Below are 15,687 nucleotides of genomic sequence, written 5' to 3' on the forward strand. Positions count from 1 at the left end.
TCAGCGGTCGAAGAGGTTCCCGAGTCCGCCGAGGTCGGGCATCTCGAAGTTCGAGCCGAACTCCGACACCTGCTCGCCGAGCCCCGACACGTGCTCGCCGGCGCCGGAGACGAACTCGCCCGCACCGCCGGTGATGTCGCCGAACTCGCCGAGGTCGCCGAACTCGCCCAGCCCGCCGGCCAGGTTCTCGAAGTCCACGCCCATCCCGGCGGCCTGCGCGAGCAGCGGACCGGCGACGCTGCTGAGCACTGCGCCGCCCGCGACCGCCGCGAGCAGTCCGCCCGCGGCACCGAGGCCGATGCCGGCGACGGCGCCCACTCCGGCACCGGCCAGCGCACCCTTGGTCCCGGGCTTGGAGAACATCTTCTTGAGGAAGCCGGGGTTGTGCGCCTCGCCTCGGGTCGCCGCGCGGGCGAGATCGTCCGGCGCGGAGGAGCGCGGCTGCTCGTTCGCGGGCAGCTCGTCGCGCAGGCGCCCCTCGACCTGGGCGCGCTGCGCCGGGGTCAGCTTGGCGAACGCGTCGCGGTGCACCTGCTCCAGCTGCTCGGGGTCGGCGGTGCGGAGGAGGTAGTCGTAGCGCGCGATCGCCGCGCGGTCCTCCGGCGCGACGGCGGCGGGCCGGGCGTCCTGCGGACGGGCCGAGGGGTGCGGCGAGCCGTAGGCGGGGGTGGGCGTGCGGGGCGCCGAGGCGTTCGATCCGGCCGTGCTGGAGGAAGCGGGGCGGGAGTCGCCCGTCACCGCGTTCGCGGCCGAGCGGACCATGTCGCGCCAGTCCGTGCCGCCCCCGGTCGCGGGGCGCGAGGAGGAGCTCGACGAGCTCTTGGAGTCGAGCGCCTTCGACGCCATGCTGATGATGCGCTTGAGAGTGCTCACAGGGGACCTTCCGTCGGGTAACAGGTTCGATAGTGGCGGGCCCTCCTGAGCGAAGCCCGGTGGAACGCCCTCCGGAAGCCGAGAACGACCTGCTCCGACCCGGAGATCGCCCCCGCGCTCCGCTGTCAGCGGACTCGGGTCCTCTGGGGCGGCGCCGCCGGAGGATCGCGGGCAGACTCCTGCCATGGAACTGCTCTTCGTGCACGGCGCCCTGGTCCGCGACGGCGACTGGTGGTGGCACCGCACCGCCGCGCTGCTCCTCGAGCGCACCGGCGTAGCGAGCCGCGCCGTCGCCCTGCCCTCCTGCGGCGAGTCGGCGGCGGACCGCGCCGGCGCCGGCCTGGTCGAGGACGCCGCCGCCCTGCGCGCCGCACTCGACGACGTCGAGGACGACGAGGCGATCGTCGTCGGCCACTCCTACGGTGGCACCGTCATCGCCGAGGCCGGCGCGCACGCCGCCGTCGCCCGGCTCGTGTACGTCTCCTCCTACCTCCCCGACCTCGGCTCGGCGCAGGGCGACATCATGGCCGGAGAGACGGACCCCGTCTCGATCGCGCCCGGCGACGACGGCACGCTCGGCGTCGCCGGCTACGACGCCGCCTCCTTCGGCCGCCGCTTCCTCCAGGACGCGGACGAGGCCACGCAGCGCGCCGCCTGGGAGCGGGTCACCACCCAGTCGATCGCCGCCTTCACCACCCCGACCTCCGCGGCCGGCTGGCAGGGCGTCGACTCCACCTACCTGGTCTGCACCGGGGACCGCAGCACCTCCGTCGGCCTCCAGCGCGTCCACGCTGAGCGCGCCACCCGCTCGATCGACCTGCCGACCGGCCACCACCCGTTCCTCTCCCGCCCCGATCTCGTCGTGGCCGAGCTCGAGGCGATCCTGCGGTCCTAGCCGATCGGTCCGAACGCCCGAGCGCTGAAGACGTCGCCGGCCGATCCGCGCGACGACCGGCGTTCGTCAGCCGTTCGTCACCCGGCCACCCTCGACCCTCAGCACCTCGTCGCTGAGCATCTGGATGTCACTGTCGCGGTGACTGGTGAACACGATGGTCGTGCCCTTCGCCTTCTCGGCGACGAGGATCTCCCGCAGGCGCTCGACCGATTCCGCGTCGAGGGCGTTGAACGGCTCGTCGAGCAGGAGGACCGCGGGGTGCTCGAGCAGCGCCTGCGCGAGCGAGAGCTTCTGCAGCATGCCCAGCGAGAAGTTCCGCGCCTTCAGCGGCGACGTCGGCGAGAGACCGACCTGCTCGAGGACCTCGCCGATGCGGTCCTCGCTCACCTGCTTGCGGATGGCGGCGAGGTCGGCGAGGTTCTGGCGAGCGCTCCTGCCGGCCAGGTAGCCCGGGCCGTTGATCGAGACACCGAACCGATCGGGGTAGTCCCGACCTCGGGAGAGGAATCTCGGATCGATCGTCGCGGTGCCGCTCGAGGGTCGCAGCAGACCGCACATCAGGAGCAGCAGCACCGACTTGCCGGCGCCGTTCGGTCCGACGAGCCCGTAGGTCCGCCCGTCCCCGATCCGGAGGGACACGTCCCGCAGGATCTCCTTCCGGCCGAAGCTCTTGCCGACCTCGGCGAGGGTGATCACATCCATCGGGCCACGACCTTTCTTCGTGCAGTGCGGGCGAGGAAGCCGACGCTTCCCAGCGGCAACAGGGCGAGCAGGGACGCCACGAGGACGGCGATCCGCAGAGGGATCCGGTCATCGCCCAGGCCGTCGTCGGCGAGTCCGCCGAGGAGGAACGGGTTGTGAGGGGAGATCGAGCGGGACAGGACGACGGCGACGGCGAAGAGGCACACGGCGACGAACCTCGGCTGAACACTCGAGAGCGAGCAGCGCAGGACGACGCCGACGCTGCCGTACAGGGCCGCGCACACTCCACCCGCGGCGACGGCACCCGCCACCGCGATCCACTCCTGCGAGGGCGGGACGAGTCCCCGGGCCGCGCAGAGGACGCCGGCGAGCACGAGCAGAGCCGCGACCGTCCACGCCGCGAACGAACCGGCCGAGCTCCGGACGACCTCGCGCCGCAGCCGAGCCGCCCGGCTCCCGACTCTGATGAGCTCGTGAAGCTCGCGCTGAGGTGTCGGCGACCCCCGGCCGATCATGCCGCCCAGGAGGAACGGGAGGAAGACGAGCAGGTACTGCATCGACTCCGCGATCGATCCGAGCGGACTCGGCACCAGGAGACCGGCGACCTCGAGCAGGTCCCGGCCGGCGGACGCCTGGAGGAAGGAGAAGAGGACGAGCAGCGCCGAGACCGACAGGAGAGCGGAGACGGCGACCCGGTCCGCACGGCTCGAGGCCCGCGCGGCGAATCTCACCAGCAGTCCGACGCCGAGGAGGACGATCATCGGCCTCGATGCCGTCCCGACAAGGGAGGTCCTCTCCAGTCCGACCGCCACGTCGAGGAAGGCGGCCGCGCTGAGGGGCGCACTCGGCGGAACGACAGCGAGCACCGAGAGGACGACCCAGAGGAAGAGCCCGCCGACCGACGCCCAGGCAGCGGCGGCCCTGCCGGAGAGCAGGCGGACGGACACCACGACAGCGGCCGTCGCGCAGAGCGACGCTCCGAGGAGGCCGACCTGCGCGATCAGGGCCGCGACCGGAGCGAAGCCGTGCGCTCGGAAGACGGCGGCGACGCTCTCCGGAGGCGCGAACGACGTCGGCTGGAGACCCGCACCGCAGACGAGGCAGACGGCGAGGGCAGCCGCCGCCGCCTTCGCGTACAGCGTCGCCAGGCCCGAGAGGGTCCCGCCCCAGGCTCGGAGGAGCGACCCGTGGCGGAGCAGCGCTCCGGGCGAGGCGGTCCGAGTCGCCCGCAGCGCCGATAGGACCAGCCACAGCGGGACGACGACGAAGCCGAGGTAGTAGGGGTTGCCGCCCAGGTCCAGGAGGAGGTCCCAGACGCCCAGCGATCGACCGGTTGCCGTCTCCTCGAAGACGCGCGAGTACAGGGCGTACGACCCTGTGAGACCGAGGAACACCAGCGCGGTGAGTCTCTGCCCCGTCACAGGAGGTGCCTGCTCTCGCTGGGGCGCCGCACGATGAACAGCCAGAGCGCGGCCGCGAGTGCAGCCGTGACGAGCGTCGGAGACGCTGCGACCAGCCACGGAGACTGCTGAAGACCCGCGGGGAAGACGGAGAACATCGGCGCCAGGGCCGGCCGATGGAGAACGGAGAGGACGACGGTCATCCCGAGATACAGCGCGAACGGCAGGAGCAGGGCGACGGCTCTGTTCGGGACGAGGACCAGACTCGCTGACGTGAGCACCGAGTAGACCGCCGCCGCGAAAGCGAACCAGAGCGACATCAGCAGCCCGAAGACTAGAACGCTCCCACCGCTGAGATCGGCGAACGTCTCGCGCTGCTGGAACGGAGTGACGTTCGAGTACACCGAAGCATCGACCCCTGGGTGTCCGAGGAGAGGCCAGGCGACCGAAGCGATGAGGGTCGCTGCGAGACCGTAGAGGAAGAAGACGACCGAGGAGAGAAGCCCCGCAGCGACGAATTTGCTCGAGATGAGGGTGGCGTACGACAGTCGCTGCCGTTCGTTGACGACACCTCTCCTCGCGACGTCTCTCGCCAACGGCAGCGAACCGACAAGGGTGACGAGCAACGGAAAGACGATCGCTATCGGCGAGCCGAGCAGTGAACTCAGAACATCACCGTCGTCACGGAAGACGGAGCGCGCATCGGCGAAGATCCTCTGGACGATCACCGCCAGCACCACGCTTCCTGCGAAGCACAGCGTGACGTGCCATCGCCGTCTGACGAGCTCTCGCTGTACCTGCCCGAGCAGACTGCGAGCGGATCGCCCTCCCCGAGACGTCACTGATGGTTCCTTCCGCTCCGCGCCGCGCCGAATCCTGTTGAGACGAGTCGGCAGCTCTCGCATGCCGGGCGCTAGTTGCTGCGCCAGGTTCCCTGAACCTGGACCTGCACGAAGTTGCTGCTTCCGACATGAAGTTGCAGCCTGACCTCGGCGCCCGCTGGAAAACCGTTGGGCAGGTTCGCGTCGTCTCGATCGCGGAGACCCCGCACCTTGTCAGTGCAGACGAGAAGCAGGCTCTGACACAGTTCGACGTCGACGGAGTAGTCGTCACCGACGGTTCCGACGTTCACATGGCCGGCGAGATTCGACACCTCTTTGGTCTGGCTGTTCGTCCACCCGGCGATCTGGAAGCGGGGAAGAGTCTCGTTGAAGGCGATGTTCTTCGTTCCGGCATACGCGGTACCGGTCGCTCCGACTATCAGCGCGGCCACGAGACCGCCGGTCGCCAGTGCTTTCGTCGATCTCTTCATGTCGGTGTCTCCATCTGTGAAGGGTCCACTTCCGTTGTGAACGCCATACGCGTATTGAAGTCGAAGACGGGTGATGCGGACAAGCGATTCCGCTGTTCTGGCGCGAGACGGTGCGCGCGACAGAGGACCATCGCACCGCACTGGACGGAAGGCTCCTACCGAATCCTCGAATGGCGCGGCGCCCTCAGCACCGGGATCCACCCCGCCGAGCGAGCCGCCCGTACACTCGCGAGCATGCCCTCCGCGAGCTCTCTCGAGCACCCGATCGGAGCCGTCTGAGTGCCGGACATCGAGCTCGTCAGCGCCGACGGCTCCGTCCGCGCCTCGATCAACCCCGTCGCCGCGAGCATCCGGACCCTCGAGGTGCGCGGCCGCGCCCTCGTCGAGCCCTACGACGGCGACCAGCCGCCCGGTGCCGCGGGCGCGGTGCTCGTCCCCTGGCCGAACCGGGTCCGCGACGGCCGCTGGCTCCTCGACGGCGCCGTCCAGCAGCTCGCGATCACCGACCCGGCGACGCACTCGGCCAACCACGGCCTCCTGGCGACGACCCGCTACCGCGTCGGCGAGCGCACCGCCGACAGCGTCACTCTGCACGCCCGCCTCGACTCCCCGCCCGGCTACCCCTTCACCCTCGCCACCAGCGTCCGCTACCGGCTGCGCCCCGCCGGGATCGACGCCCGCCACGTCCTCGTCAACGAGTCGAGCAGGAGCGCCCCGGTCGCCCTCGGCGTCCACCCCTACCTCCGCGCCGGCGAGGCGCAGGAGCCGACGATCCGCCTGCCCGCCCGCGAGCACCTCGTCCTCGACGAGCGCCACCTGCCCACCGGCGAGCGCCGTCCGGTCGCGGGCACGCCCTTCGACCTCCGCGCCGGCGTCCCGGAGCGCGACGCACCCTGGCACGCGAGCTTCACCGCTCTCGACCGCGACCCCGACGGCACGGTCCGCGCCGAGCTCAGCGCCCCGGGCCACGGCCGCACCGCGCTCTGGGCCGACGCGTCCTTCACCGTCCTGCAGCTCTACATCGACCGCGACCGGCGCCCGCCCGCGATCGCGATCGAGCCGATGACCGCCCCGCCCGACGCCCTGAACTCGGGCGAGGGACTCCGCCGGCTGGAGCCGGGCGAGCGCGCCGAGTTCCGCTGGGGCATCGACTCCGACTGAGCAGGTTCGTTCAGGCCCACGCGCGCAACACCCGGTGGAGCAGCCACCGAGAAGAGGTGTCGCCCGCGAATCGTCCAGGGGACCTGGCCGATCGCCCATTCCTCCGCCCTCGCCGCGCTCTCTACCCTCGACCCATGGCAGTCATCGCAGAAGCCTCGCAGCTCATCGCGTCCCCGCCGGCGGCGGCCGACCTCCTCGCGCAGGGCGCGGCGGCCGTGTGGGAGACGACGATCACCCTCCCGACCTACACTCCCGAGGAGCCGGTGCAGCTGCCGATGTTCCTCGACCGCCGGGTCTACCAGGGGTCGAGCGGGCGGGTGTACCCGCTGCCCTTCATCGACCGCATCGCCTCGGAGGCCGTCGACCAGGAGTGGCGCGTCGTCGTGCTCGAGAACGAGTTCGTCCAGGTCGTCGTCCTGCCCGAGCTCGGCGGCCGGATCTACTCCGGCTACGACAAGACCACCGGCTACGACTTCTTCTACCGCAACACCGTGATCAAGCCGGCGCTGGTCGGCCTGGCCGGCCCGTGGATCAGCGGCGGCGTCGAGTTCAACTGGCCGCAGCACCACCGCCCCGGCACCTACCTGCCCACCGCCTGGAACCTCGAGCGCGCCGACGACGGCTCGGTCGTGGTCTGGTGCAGCGACCACGACCCGTTCAGCCGGATGAAGGGCCTGCACGGCGTGCGCCTGCGCCCCGGCTCGAGCCTCGTCGAGCTCGACGTGCGCCTGCACAACCGCACCAGCGAGCGGCACACCTTCCTCTGGTGGGCGAACGTCGCGGCGCGGGTGCACGACGACTACCAGTCCTTCTTCCCGCGCGACGTCCGCTACGTCGCCGACCACGCCCGCCGCGCGATCACCGCCTTCCCGGCGGCCGACCGCCCCTACTACGGCGTCGACTACCCCGCCCTCGCGGCCGAGCGCGGCGACGGATCGACACCGGACGGCCCGCCCGCCGACCGGATCGACTGGTACCGCAACATCCCGGTCCCCACCTCCTACATGGTCGTCCGCACCGACGACTCCTTCTTCGGCGGCTACGACCACGGCGCCGGAGCGGGCTTCGTGCACTGGGCCGACCGCCGCTTCGCCCCCGGCAAGAAGCAGTGGACCTGGGGCGACGCCCCGTTCGGGCACGCCTGGGACGCGCAGCTGACCGACGCCGACGGGCCCTACGTCGAGCTGATGGCGGGCGTCTACACCGACAACCAGCCCGACTTCTCCTGGCTGATGCCCGGCGAGACCAAGACCTTCTCGCAGTACTGGTACCCGATCAGCGGCATCGGAGTGGCGCACCAGGCGACCCGCGACGCGGCCGTGCACCTCGACGTCGAGGCCGGGCGCCTCCGCCTGGGCGTCGCGACGACGCGCCGCTTCCCCGCCGCGACCGTGACGCTGCACGTCGACGGCGCCGTCCTGCACGAGTGGACCGTCGAACTCGAGCCCGGCCAGCCGCTGCTCGCCGATCTGCCGACCACCCGCACCGGCCCGGAGGGACTCGGCGTCACCGTCGTCGCCCAGGGCGCGACCGTCCTCGCCTACACGGTGCCGACGGAGTTCGACGACACCGAGCCCGAGGTCGCGACGGAGCCGCTGCCGCCCGCCGAGGCCGCGTCGGTCGACGAGCTCTACCTCGTCGGCGTCCACCTCGCGCAGTACCGGCACCCGACCCGCTCGCCGCTGCCCTACTGGGAGGAGGCGCTCCGCCGGGATCCCGGCGACGCCCGGGTGCACCTCGCCCTCGCCGACCACGCCTACCGCCGCGGCGAGTACGCCGACGCCCTCGCGCACGCCGACGCCGCGATCCGGCGGCTCACCGCCCGCAACGGCAACTCGGCCGACACCGAGGCCTTCTACCTGCGCGGCCTGATCCTGCGCCGCCTCGGCCGCACGACCGAGGCCGCCGCGACGTTCGGCAAGGCAGCCTGGGACGGCAAGTGGGCGCACGCCGCTCTGTTCGAGAGCGCGAGGCTCTCCGCCGCCGCCGGCGACCACGCCGCGGCGCTGGAGGATCTCGCCACCTCGCTCCGCCTCGACTCCGACGACCTCCGCGCCCGCGCCCTGCAGGCGGTCTGCCTGCGCGCGCTCGGCCGCACCGGCGAGGCCGAGCGGGTCCTCCACGAGACCCTGCGCCTCGATCCGCTCGACCAGCTGGCCCGCACGCTCACCGGCACCGATCCGGCCGACGCGCACGAGAGCATCGACGTCGCGCTCGACCTCGCGTCGTTCGGCGAGACCGGCGAGGCCCGCCGGCTGCTCCGCGGCGTCGCGCACGGTGACGGCGGCGCCGCAGGAGCGGGGAACGCCGCACCGGTCGCCGCCTACCTCCTGGCCCGGCTCGGCGAGCCCGCCGACACCCGCGCGCTCGACCTCACCCGCGCCTTCCCCGCCGGTCTCGACGCGCACGACGCCCTGACGGCCGCGGTCGCTGCGGACCCCGCCGACAGCACCGCGCGATCGCTGCTCGGCATGCTGCTCTACGACGCCGGCCGCCGCACAGAGGCCGCCGAGCACTGGCGCCGCGCGATCGAGGACGGCGGCGGCGACGCCGTGACCCACCGCAACGCGGGCCTCGCCGCCTACAACGACGAGGCGGACGACGACGCGGCCTGGTCGCACTACCTCCGCGCCCGCGAGCTCGCCCCGCGCGACGCCCGCCTGCTCTACGAGCTCGACCAGCTCGCCGCGCGCCTCGGCTACTCGGCCGCCGACCGCCTCGCCCGCCTCGAGAGCGAGCGCGAGCTCCTGCTCTCCCGCGACGACCTGACCGTCGAGTACGCCGGTCTGCTGATCGAGGCCGGGCGCGCGCAAGAGGCGCTGTCGCTCCTCGAGTCGCGCCGCTTCCAGCCCTGGGAGGGCGGCGAGGGGCTCACCCTCGCGGCCTGGGACGCGGCCCGCTCGGCGCTCGGCCTCGACCCCGCGACTCCCCCGGCCTCGCTCGGCGAGGCCCGTCCTCGCTTCGACGCCCCGCAGGCAACCCTCGAGGACGGCTCCACCGACTACTTCGCCACGAGCCTGCCCGCGCTGCTGCTCTTCCACCGCGACTGAGCGGGGCAGCGCACACCGCGCGCACGAAGGAGGGCCGGCTGCGAACAGCCGGCCCTCTCCTCGTGCATCCCCCTACTTGCTCGAGCCCACCATCAGCCCCGAGACGAACTGCTTCTGGAACGCGAAGAACACGATCGCGGTCGGGATCGCCGCCACCACCGCGCCCGAGGCGACCACGTTCCACTGGCTCACGTAGCCGCCCTGGATGTTCAGCAGCGCCGCCGTGATCGGGAAGTTCGTCTCGGTCCGCAGCACGGTCACCGCCCAGATCAGGTCGTTCCAGATCCAGGTCGTCGCGAGAGCGCCGAGCGCCGCGAGCGACGGCCGGCACAGCGGCAGCAGGATCCGCCAATAGGTGCGGAGGACCCCCGCGCCGTCGACCTGCGCGGCCTCGAAGATCTCGGCCGGGATCGACCGCATGAAGCCGTGCAGCACGAAGGTGTAGAAGCCCAGCCCGAAGCCGACCTGCACCACGATCAGCGCGAAGAGCGTGTCGTAGATGCCGAGGCTCTCGGTGATCCGCGACACCGGGATCAGCAGGATCTGCGGCGGCAGCAGGTTGCCCGCCAGCATCAGCAGCAGGATCCCCCGGCGGAACGGGATGTGGAACCGGCTGAGCGCGAACGCCGCCCAGGAGGCGAGCAGCAGCGAGAGGAACACGGTGAAGACCGTGACGATCAGGCTGTTCACCAGCGCCTCGCCGACCAGCCCGGCCGTGAACACCGTGACGAAGCCGTCGAAGGTGAAGCTGGCCGGAAGCGCGCCGAGCCCGTTGCCGGTGATGTCGTCGAAGCTGCGGACGGCCACGAAGAGCACGAACAGCATCGGCAGCACCCAGAGCAGCGCGACCGGCGCCATGATCGCGTGGAAGATCCACGAGCCCTTCACCCGGCGGCGCGGGAGGGTCGGCGCGGCGAGACCCGGAGCGACCGGAGCGATGACGGCCATCTCAGTCCTCCTCCTTCGTGGCGCGCACGAGATAGCTGATGATGAAGACGATCGCGAGCAGGAAGATGACGACCGCGATCGCCGAGCCGTAGCCGAGGTTCAGCACGGTGAAGCTCTCCTGGAACATGTAGGTCGAGAGCAGCTGCGTCGAGTTGTACGGCCCGCCGCGGGTCATCGCCCAGACGATGTCGAAGGTGCGCAGCGAGTCGATCACGGTGACCGCGAAGACGACGCCGTTCACGCCCTTCAGCTGCGGCATCACGATCCGCCAGAAGCGCTGCGTCCGCGAGGCGCCGTCGACCTGGGCGGCCTCCTCGAGGCTCGGGTCCACGCCCTTCAGCCCGGCCAGGTAGAGCACCATGATGTAGCCGCACTGCCGCCAGACCGCGGCGACCAGCACCGCGTAGAGCGCGAGCGTCGGATCCGCGAGCCACTGCCGCTCGAGGTCGCCCAGGCCGATCCCGCCGAGGAAGCTGTTGACGACGCCGTCCGGCTGGTAGATCACCCGCCAGAACAGGCCGGTCACCGCGAGCGAGAAGACCATCGGCAGGTAGATCGCGCTGCGGTAGATCCCGACACCGCGCCGCGGCTTGTTCAGCGCGACCGCCAGGGCCAGCCCGATCGCCACCGAGAGACCGCCGAAGCCGACGACCCAGATGACGTTGTTGACCAGCGCGGTCGCGAAGATCGGATCCGAGCCGAGGTCGACGAAGTTGTCGAGGCCGACGAACTCCGGCTCGCCGATCCCGTTCCACCGGGTGAGCGAGAGGTAGAAGGAGTTGATCGCCGGCCAGAAGACCCAGGCCAGCTCGATCGCGAGCGGGATGAGCAGGAGGAGCCAGACCACCCCGGGCACCCGGGTGATCCGGCGCCCCTTCCCGGAGCGGACCAGCGGGCGGGCCGGCGGGAGCGGTGGACTCCCCGGCGCCAGAGCGGGCGGCCGCTCCACCGCGGCCGGCCGGATGGTCCCGGTCACGGGTTGAAGACCTTGTCGGCCGCCGTCTGCCACTCCTTCAGGATGCTGTCGACCTCGCCGGGCTGGGCGATGAACTTGGTGAGCGCCGCGTCGGCCGTGGTCTGCAGGTCGTCGGACGAGTCGCGGTTGAAGAACTGGGTGATCTGCTCGGTGCCGGCCAGCAGCGCGACGCCCTTCTGCACCAGCGGCGAGAACACCGAGGTGTCGACGTCGGGCGAGGTCGGCAGGTTCGACGACTGCGAGGCCGCGATGTAGGCGGACTGGCTCTCGGCCCCCGCGAGGTAGGAGAGGAACGCCTTGGTGGCGTCCGCGTCCTTGGTCTTCGCGCTGGCGAAGTAGCCGTCGGTCGGCGCCTCCTCGGCGGTGGGGATGCTCGCGTCGATCACCGGGACGGAGAAGAAGTCGAGGTCATCGCCCTCGCCCTCCGGCATGTTCTGGCTGATGAACGCGCCGACCAGGTACATCGCGTTCTTCTTCTGCACCAGCGGCGTGACCGCGTCCTGCCAGGCGTAGGAGGGGGCGTTCGGATCCATGAACGGCACGATGTCGGCGTAGTACTTCATGACGTTCTTGACCTCGGTGGAGTCGAACGACGACTTCCCGGCCAGGAGCCCCTTGTGGTAGTCCGCGCCGTTCACGCGGAGGTTGAGGATGTCGAACCAGCCGGACGCCATCCACGGCGTGGAGCCGATGCCGTTCGAGAGCGGCACGATCCCCTGGCCCTGCAGCGTCTCGCAGAGAGCCATGAACTCGTCCCAGGTGGTGGGCACCTCGACGCCCCACTCCTCGAAGGCCGACTTGCGGTAGAAGACGCCCCACCAGTAGTAGTTCGTCGGCAGGAAGATCTGCTTGCCGCTCGCGTCGGTCGAGAGGTCCTTGAGCGCGGCGGAGTAGCCGGCCGCGGCGCCGTCGCCGGTCCAGAGGTCGGAGAGGTCGAGCAGCAGGTCCTGCGCGGCGTAGTCCCGGGCCACCGAGCCGGCGTACCAGGTGAGCACGTCCGGCGGGTTGCCCGAGGTGAGGTAGGTGGAGAGCTGGGCGCGGAACTGCTCGATCGCTACGGTGTTGAGGGTGACGGAGCCGCTCGAGTAGCTCTTCACGAGCGCCTCGAGGGCCGCCTTCGGGGCCGGGTCGGAGAGGGAGGACTGCAGGACGATCCCGCCGCCGCCCGCGCCGCCGCCCCCGCCGCCACCGCCCATGCAGCCGGTGAGGAGCGCGGTGCTGCCGAGTGCGGTCGCGCCGTACAGGAAGCCTCGTCGGGTGAGGTTCGGGAATCGCTGTTCGTTGGTCATGGTGTCCTCCTTGACTCCGTGAAACCGGGGGGCCGTGCTGTGCCGTGGGGCCGGTCGTGCTGCGGTGCTGGTCGTGCCGTCGTGCTGGTCGTGGATCGTGCCGGTGGTGCCGTCGCCGGGTCCGCCTAGGCGGGCGCGGCGAAGATCGCGTTGCACTCGCGCTGCAGGGCGACGTCGTTCCACATCGGGTGCTGGGGAGCGCCGTTCGAGCAGACGATCGATCCCCGGGCGCCGACCCGCCGCGACTCGCGCATCGCGAGCCGGCAGTACTCGGCGCCGATCGGCCCCTCCTCGAAGCGGCCCTCGAGCGGCGTGTAGCCGACCCAGCCTTCGCCGAAGACGAGCGGCACCCCGCGCAGGGCGGCGTGGTCGGCGGCGACGGCGATCCAGATCTTCAGCGTCGAGCGCATCTCGAGGTGGTGCGCCCCGTAGCGCTCGTAGAGCCAGCGGTCGATCCGCTCGGCGTCGCCCCAGTCGTGCGCGTAGATCTCGCCCTTGCCGACGATCGTGGCGGTCAGCTTCCACTGGTCCTCGGCCGGGAGCGTCCACTCGGCGATCGGCGGCGCCCCCTCGAGCAGGAAGGTCTCGGCGGCGAGGTCCTGCTCGAACTCCTCGATCGGGCTGCGGAGCGCGAAGTCGGCGATGAACTCGTTGAGCACCCCGTAGATGTAGGGGTGCAGGACGAGCACGTCCGAGTTCCACGGGATCCCGCGCATCCCGCCGACGGGCACGTGCGCGTAGTTGACGGAGCACGGGACGCCGTCGGTCAGCTCGTGGAACCGGTCGATGCCGCGGGTGAGCCGCGGCCGGAGGGCGAGTGTCGCCGCATCGAGATCGGCGCGGTCGTAGTCGAGCCCCTCGGTGAGGTGCCCCGCCTGCACCTCGTTGTGCAGCTCGACGAAGGCGATCCGGTCGTCGAGGTCGTGCTCGGCGAGGAAGTCGACGAGCGCCGCCTGGGCCTCCGCGAGCCGCTCGGCGCGGTCCTCCGGCGGCACCGCCATCAGCGCGTCGAACCAGTCGCGCTCGAGCGCGAACGAGGAGGACTGCTGGTACTCCCAGGAGGAGACGATGACGAACACCCCGTGCCGCTTGGCCGCCGCGAACAGCGCCAGCAGGTGAGCGCGGCCGTCGATGACGGTCGGCTCGGCCACGTCGTACCAGCGCACCCGCTGCGCGTAGGAGCCGCCGAGCGGCCCGAGCCGGAGCTCCCGGGTGTCGAGCCCGGAGCCGAACAGGAGGAACGGCATCGCGCAGATGCGGATCGTGTTGTACCCCCGTTCGACGGCGCCGGCGAAGGCCGCGTCGAGGTCCTCGAAGGGCTCGCCCTGCCCGGTGCGGACGTACCAGGAGAAGTCCCAGAGGGTGATGGTGAGGCGCTCGGGGAGGTGGTCCGCGAGCGGCACCGGCTGGTAGGGGGACGAGGGGTACTCCGCTGTGAGCATGGCGCCAGCCTAGGCACGCGTAAGGCGCCGACCAATGAAACGTTGTACGCCATTAGCTGGACGATTCTCTGGCCTGACCTACACTCGTCGGCATGCTGATCCCCGACGGCTTCCTCGGCCAGCGCCTGCATGTCCTCCCGAAACCGCGGGTCGCCGAGGCGCTCGCGGCCCCGATCACCGAGCGCCTGCTGGTGACGGATGCTGGACACTTCCCGCACGCCGCCGCCCACGGCCGCAGCCGCTCGCAGGGCGCGCGGGAGACCGTCGTGATCCTCTGCACCGGCGGCCGCGGCTGGGTCCGCATCGCCGACTCGACCGTTTCGGTCGACCCCGGCGAGGTCGCGATCATCACCGCGGGTACGCCGCACCAGTACTGGGCCGACTTCGCCGATCCGTGGACGATCTGGTGGCTGCACGTCGCCGGCGCCGACGCCCCGGCCCTGGTGTCGGCCGTCGTCGACGACCGGACGTCCCCCGTCGTCACCGCGCGCGATGCCTTCTCGGCGAAGACCCTGATCGAGCACGCCGTCGCCGCCCTCGAGCGCGACGAGACCGACTCCAGCCTCTACGCCGCGAGCGGCGCCGCCTGGAACCTCCTCGCCCAGCTCGCCTCCGACCGCACCCGCGGCACCCTCGAATCGGGCGACCGGATCCGCATCGCCCAGGACCACCTCCGCGAGCACCTCGACTCCCCCACCAGCATCACCGAGCTCGCCACACTCGCCGGCATGAGCACCTCGCACTTCTCCGCCCTCTTCAAGAAGGCCGCCGGCATGAGCGCCGTCGAGTACGTCAAGCGCCTGCGCAGCGCCCGCGCCCGCGAGCTCCTGATCACCACCGACGCGTCGATCGCCGACATCGCCCGAGCCGTCGGCTACTCCGACGCCTTCTACTTCTCCCGCCAGTTCCGCGCCATCAACGGCACGAGCCCCTCGGAGTACCGCGCCGAGTTCCACGGCGAGGCGCTGCGCTGAAAGCACCCTCCCTCGTCACTCCGCTCGCGGTTGCAGGGACATCGCACAAGCCGGTCGTTGAGGATCTCTTCTTACCCGTTTCTCCTCGCGAGGACTTGTCCGCGACAACCCGCACCGCTGCTCACGTCGTCGTCGGAGGCGTACAGATCGCCGTAGAGCCCTTCGAATTCCGGCGAGCCGTACTTCTCCTCGGACGAGGGCAGCCCTTCTCCGTTCTGAGAGAGCGGTCGATCCCACCAGAGCACGAAGTCGTAATCGAACCCCTTGTCGCGCATGCACCATGCTGTCGCGGCCTGAACTTCGACCCACTCCCGAGCAGCCGTCAGTTCGACGGAGTCGAACGAAGCGGGGTACTCGATCAGCGAGATGTCACTGGAGGCGCCGTAGTGGGGAACGTCGTCTTCCGCGCCTGCGCCACTCGCCGTCCTCGCAAGGGGTGTGACGCCCACAGCAGGAGTCGGCGCATCCCCAGCAGCACCCTTCGCTAGGCGACTCGACGTCTCGCTCGACGTCGCGCCGGTCGCCTGTTGACCGGCAAAGGCAACATGAACACCTGCAAGCGCACACGCCGCGAGAACGCCGGCTATCCCGAGGACGGCTAGGACACGTCTGACGATGGACATGGCAACTCCCGAGGGTGGAAACGAAAGATTCTGCGACGAAGA

At 71.0% G+C, this 15,687-nt stretch carries 14 protein-coding genes; 4 read left to right on the forward strand and 10 right to left on the reverse strand.

The window, feature by feature from the left end:
• On the reverse strand, positions 1-873 hold the full coding sequence (locus tag HQQ86_RS03955; protein WP_173286631.1) for a cation-transporting ATPase: 873 nt from the start codon (positions 871-873) through the stop codon (positions 1-3).
• A 184-nt stretch (positions 874-1,057) separates the two neighbouring features.
• Here HQQ86_RS03955 and HQQ86_RS03960 point away from each other — a divergent pair, with 184 nt between their 5' ends.
• On the forward strand, positions 1,058-1,768 hold the full coding sequence (locus tag HQQ86_RS03960; RefSeq protein WP_173286633.1) for an alpha/beta hydrolase: 711 nt from the start codon (positions 1,058-1,060) through the stop codon (positions 1,766-1,768).
• A gap of 66 nt (positions 1,769-1,834) precedes the next feature.
• Here HQQ86_RS03960 and HQQ86_RS03965 read toward each other — a convergent pair whose 3' ends face one another.
• The 4 genes from HQQ86_RS03965 to HQQ86_RS03980 form a co-directional block, all read right to left on the reverse strand.
• Entirely contained in the window at positions 1,835-2,470 is a 636-nt protein-coding gene (locus HQQ86_RS03965) for an ATP-binding cassette domain-containing protein (protein ID WP_173286635.1), read from the reverse strand.
• A complete protein-coding gene (locus tag HQQ86_RS03970; RefSeq protein WP_173286637.1) occupies positions 2,461-3,891 on the reverse strand; it encodes a hypothetical protein in 1,431 nt (476 codons plus the stop codon). The genes HQQ86_RS03965 and HQQ86_RS03970 overlap by 10 nt, the downstream gene beginning before the upstream one ends.
• Complete coding sequence (locus tag HQQ86_RS03975) at positions 3,888-4,607, reverse strand: hypothetical protein (RefSeq protein ID WP_173286639.1); 720 nt, start codon at positions 4,605-4,607, stop codon at positions 3,888-3,890. Before HQQ86_RS03975 ends, HQQ86_RS03970 begins: the two co-directional genes overlap by 4 nt.
• 176 nt (positions 4,608-4,783) lie before the next feature.
• Positions 4,784-5,182: a hypothetical protein gene (locus HQQ86_RS03980; protein ID WP_173286641.1), complete on the reverse strand. Its 399-nt coding sequence runs from the start codon at positions 5,180-5,182 to the stop codon at positions 4,784-4,786.
• Positions 5,183-5,461: 279 nt separating this feature from the next.
• Between HQQ86_RS03980 and HQQ86_RS03985 the strand changes: the two genes are divergently transcribed.
• The gene (locus HQQ86_RS03985; RefSeq protein WP_173286643.1) at positions 5,462-6,343 is read left to right on the forward strand and encodes an aldose 1-epimerase family protein; all 882 of its coding nucleotides are present in this window, start codon (positions 5,462-5,464) and stop codon (positions 6,341-6,343) included.
• Between the two features lie 134 nt (positions 6,344-6,477).
• Positions 6,478-9,393, forward strand: a complete 2,916-nt coding sequence (locus HQQ86_RS03990) for a DUF5107 domain-containing protein (RefSeq protein WP_173286645.1) — start codon at positions 6,478-6,480, stop codon at positions 9,391-9,393.
• A 72-nt stretch (positions 9,394-9,465) separates the two neighbouring features.
• On the opposite strand, the gene HQQ86_RS03995 is transcribed toward HQQ86_RS03990, so the two are convergent.
• The 4 genes from HQQ86_RS03995 to HQQ86_RS04010 form a co-directional block, all read right to left on the reverse strand.
• The gene (locus tag HQQ86_RS03995; RefSeq protein WP_173286647.1) at positions 9,466-10,341 is read right to left on the reverse strand and encodes a carbohydrate ABC transporter permease; all 876 of its coding nucleotides are present in this window, start codon (positions 10,339-10,341) and stop codon (positions 9,466-9,468) included.
• A 1-nt stretch (position 10,342) separates the two neighbouring features.
• On the reverse strand, positions 10,343-11,317 hold the full coding sequence (locus HQQ86_RS04000) for a carbohydrate ABC transporter permease (RefSeq protein WP_367948541.1): 975 nt from the start codon (positions 11,315-11,317) through the stop codon (positions 10,343-10,345).
• Entirely contained in the window at positions 11,314-12,606 is a 1,293-nt protein-coding gene (locus tag HQQ86_RS04005; protein ID WP_173286650.1) for an ABC transporter substrate-binding protein, read from the reverse strand. Before HQQ86_RS04005 ends, HQQ86_RS04000 begins: the two co-directional genes overlap by 4 nt.
• Positions 12,607-12,731: 125 nt before the next feature.
• On the reverse strand, positions 12,732-14,048 hold the full coding sequence (locus HQQ86_RS04010; RefSeq protein ID WP_173286652.1) for a cellulase-like family protein: 1,317 nt from the start codon (positions 14,046-14,048) through the stop codon (positions 12,732-12,734).
• A gap of 92 nt (positions 14,049-14,140) precedes the next feature.
• Here HQQ86_RS04010 and HQQ86_RS04015 point away from each other — a divergent pair, with 92 nt between their 5' ends.
• The gene (locus tag HQQ86_RS04015) at positions 14,141-15,022 is read left to right on the forward strand and encodes an AraC family transcriptional regulator (protein WP_254071777.1); all 882 of its coding nucleotides are present in this window, start codon (positions 14,141-14,143) and stop codon (positions 15,020-15,022) included.
• 71 nt (positions 15,023-15,093) lie between these two features.
• On the opposite strand, the gene HQQ86_RS04020 is transcribed toward HQQ86_RS04015, so the two are convergent.
• Positions 15,094-15,645 carry a hypothetical protein gene (locus tag HQQ86_RS04020; protein WP_173286654.1) on the reverse strand — a complete coding sequence of 184 codons (552 nt, stop codon included), beginning with the start codon at positions 15,643-15,645 and terminating at the stop codon, positions 15,094-15,096.
• Positions 15,646-15,687: the final 42 nt, after the last annotated feature.

Origin of the sequence: Rathayibacter sp. VKM Ac-2857, assembly GCF_013205025.1 — a bacterium.
GTDB lineage: Bacteria > Actinomycetota > Actinomycetes > Actinomycetales > Microbacteriaceae > Rathayibacter.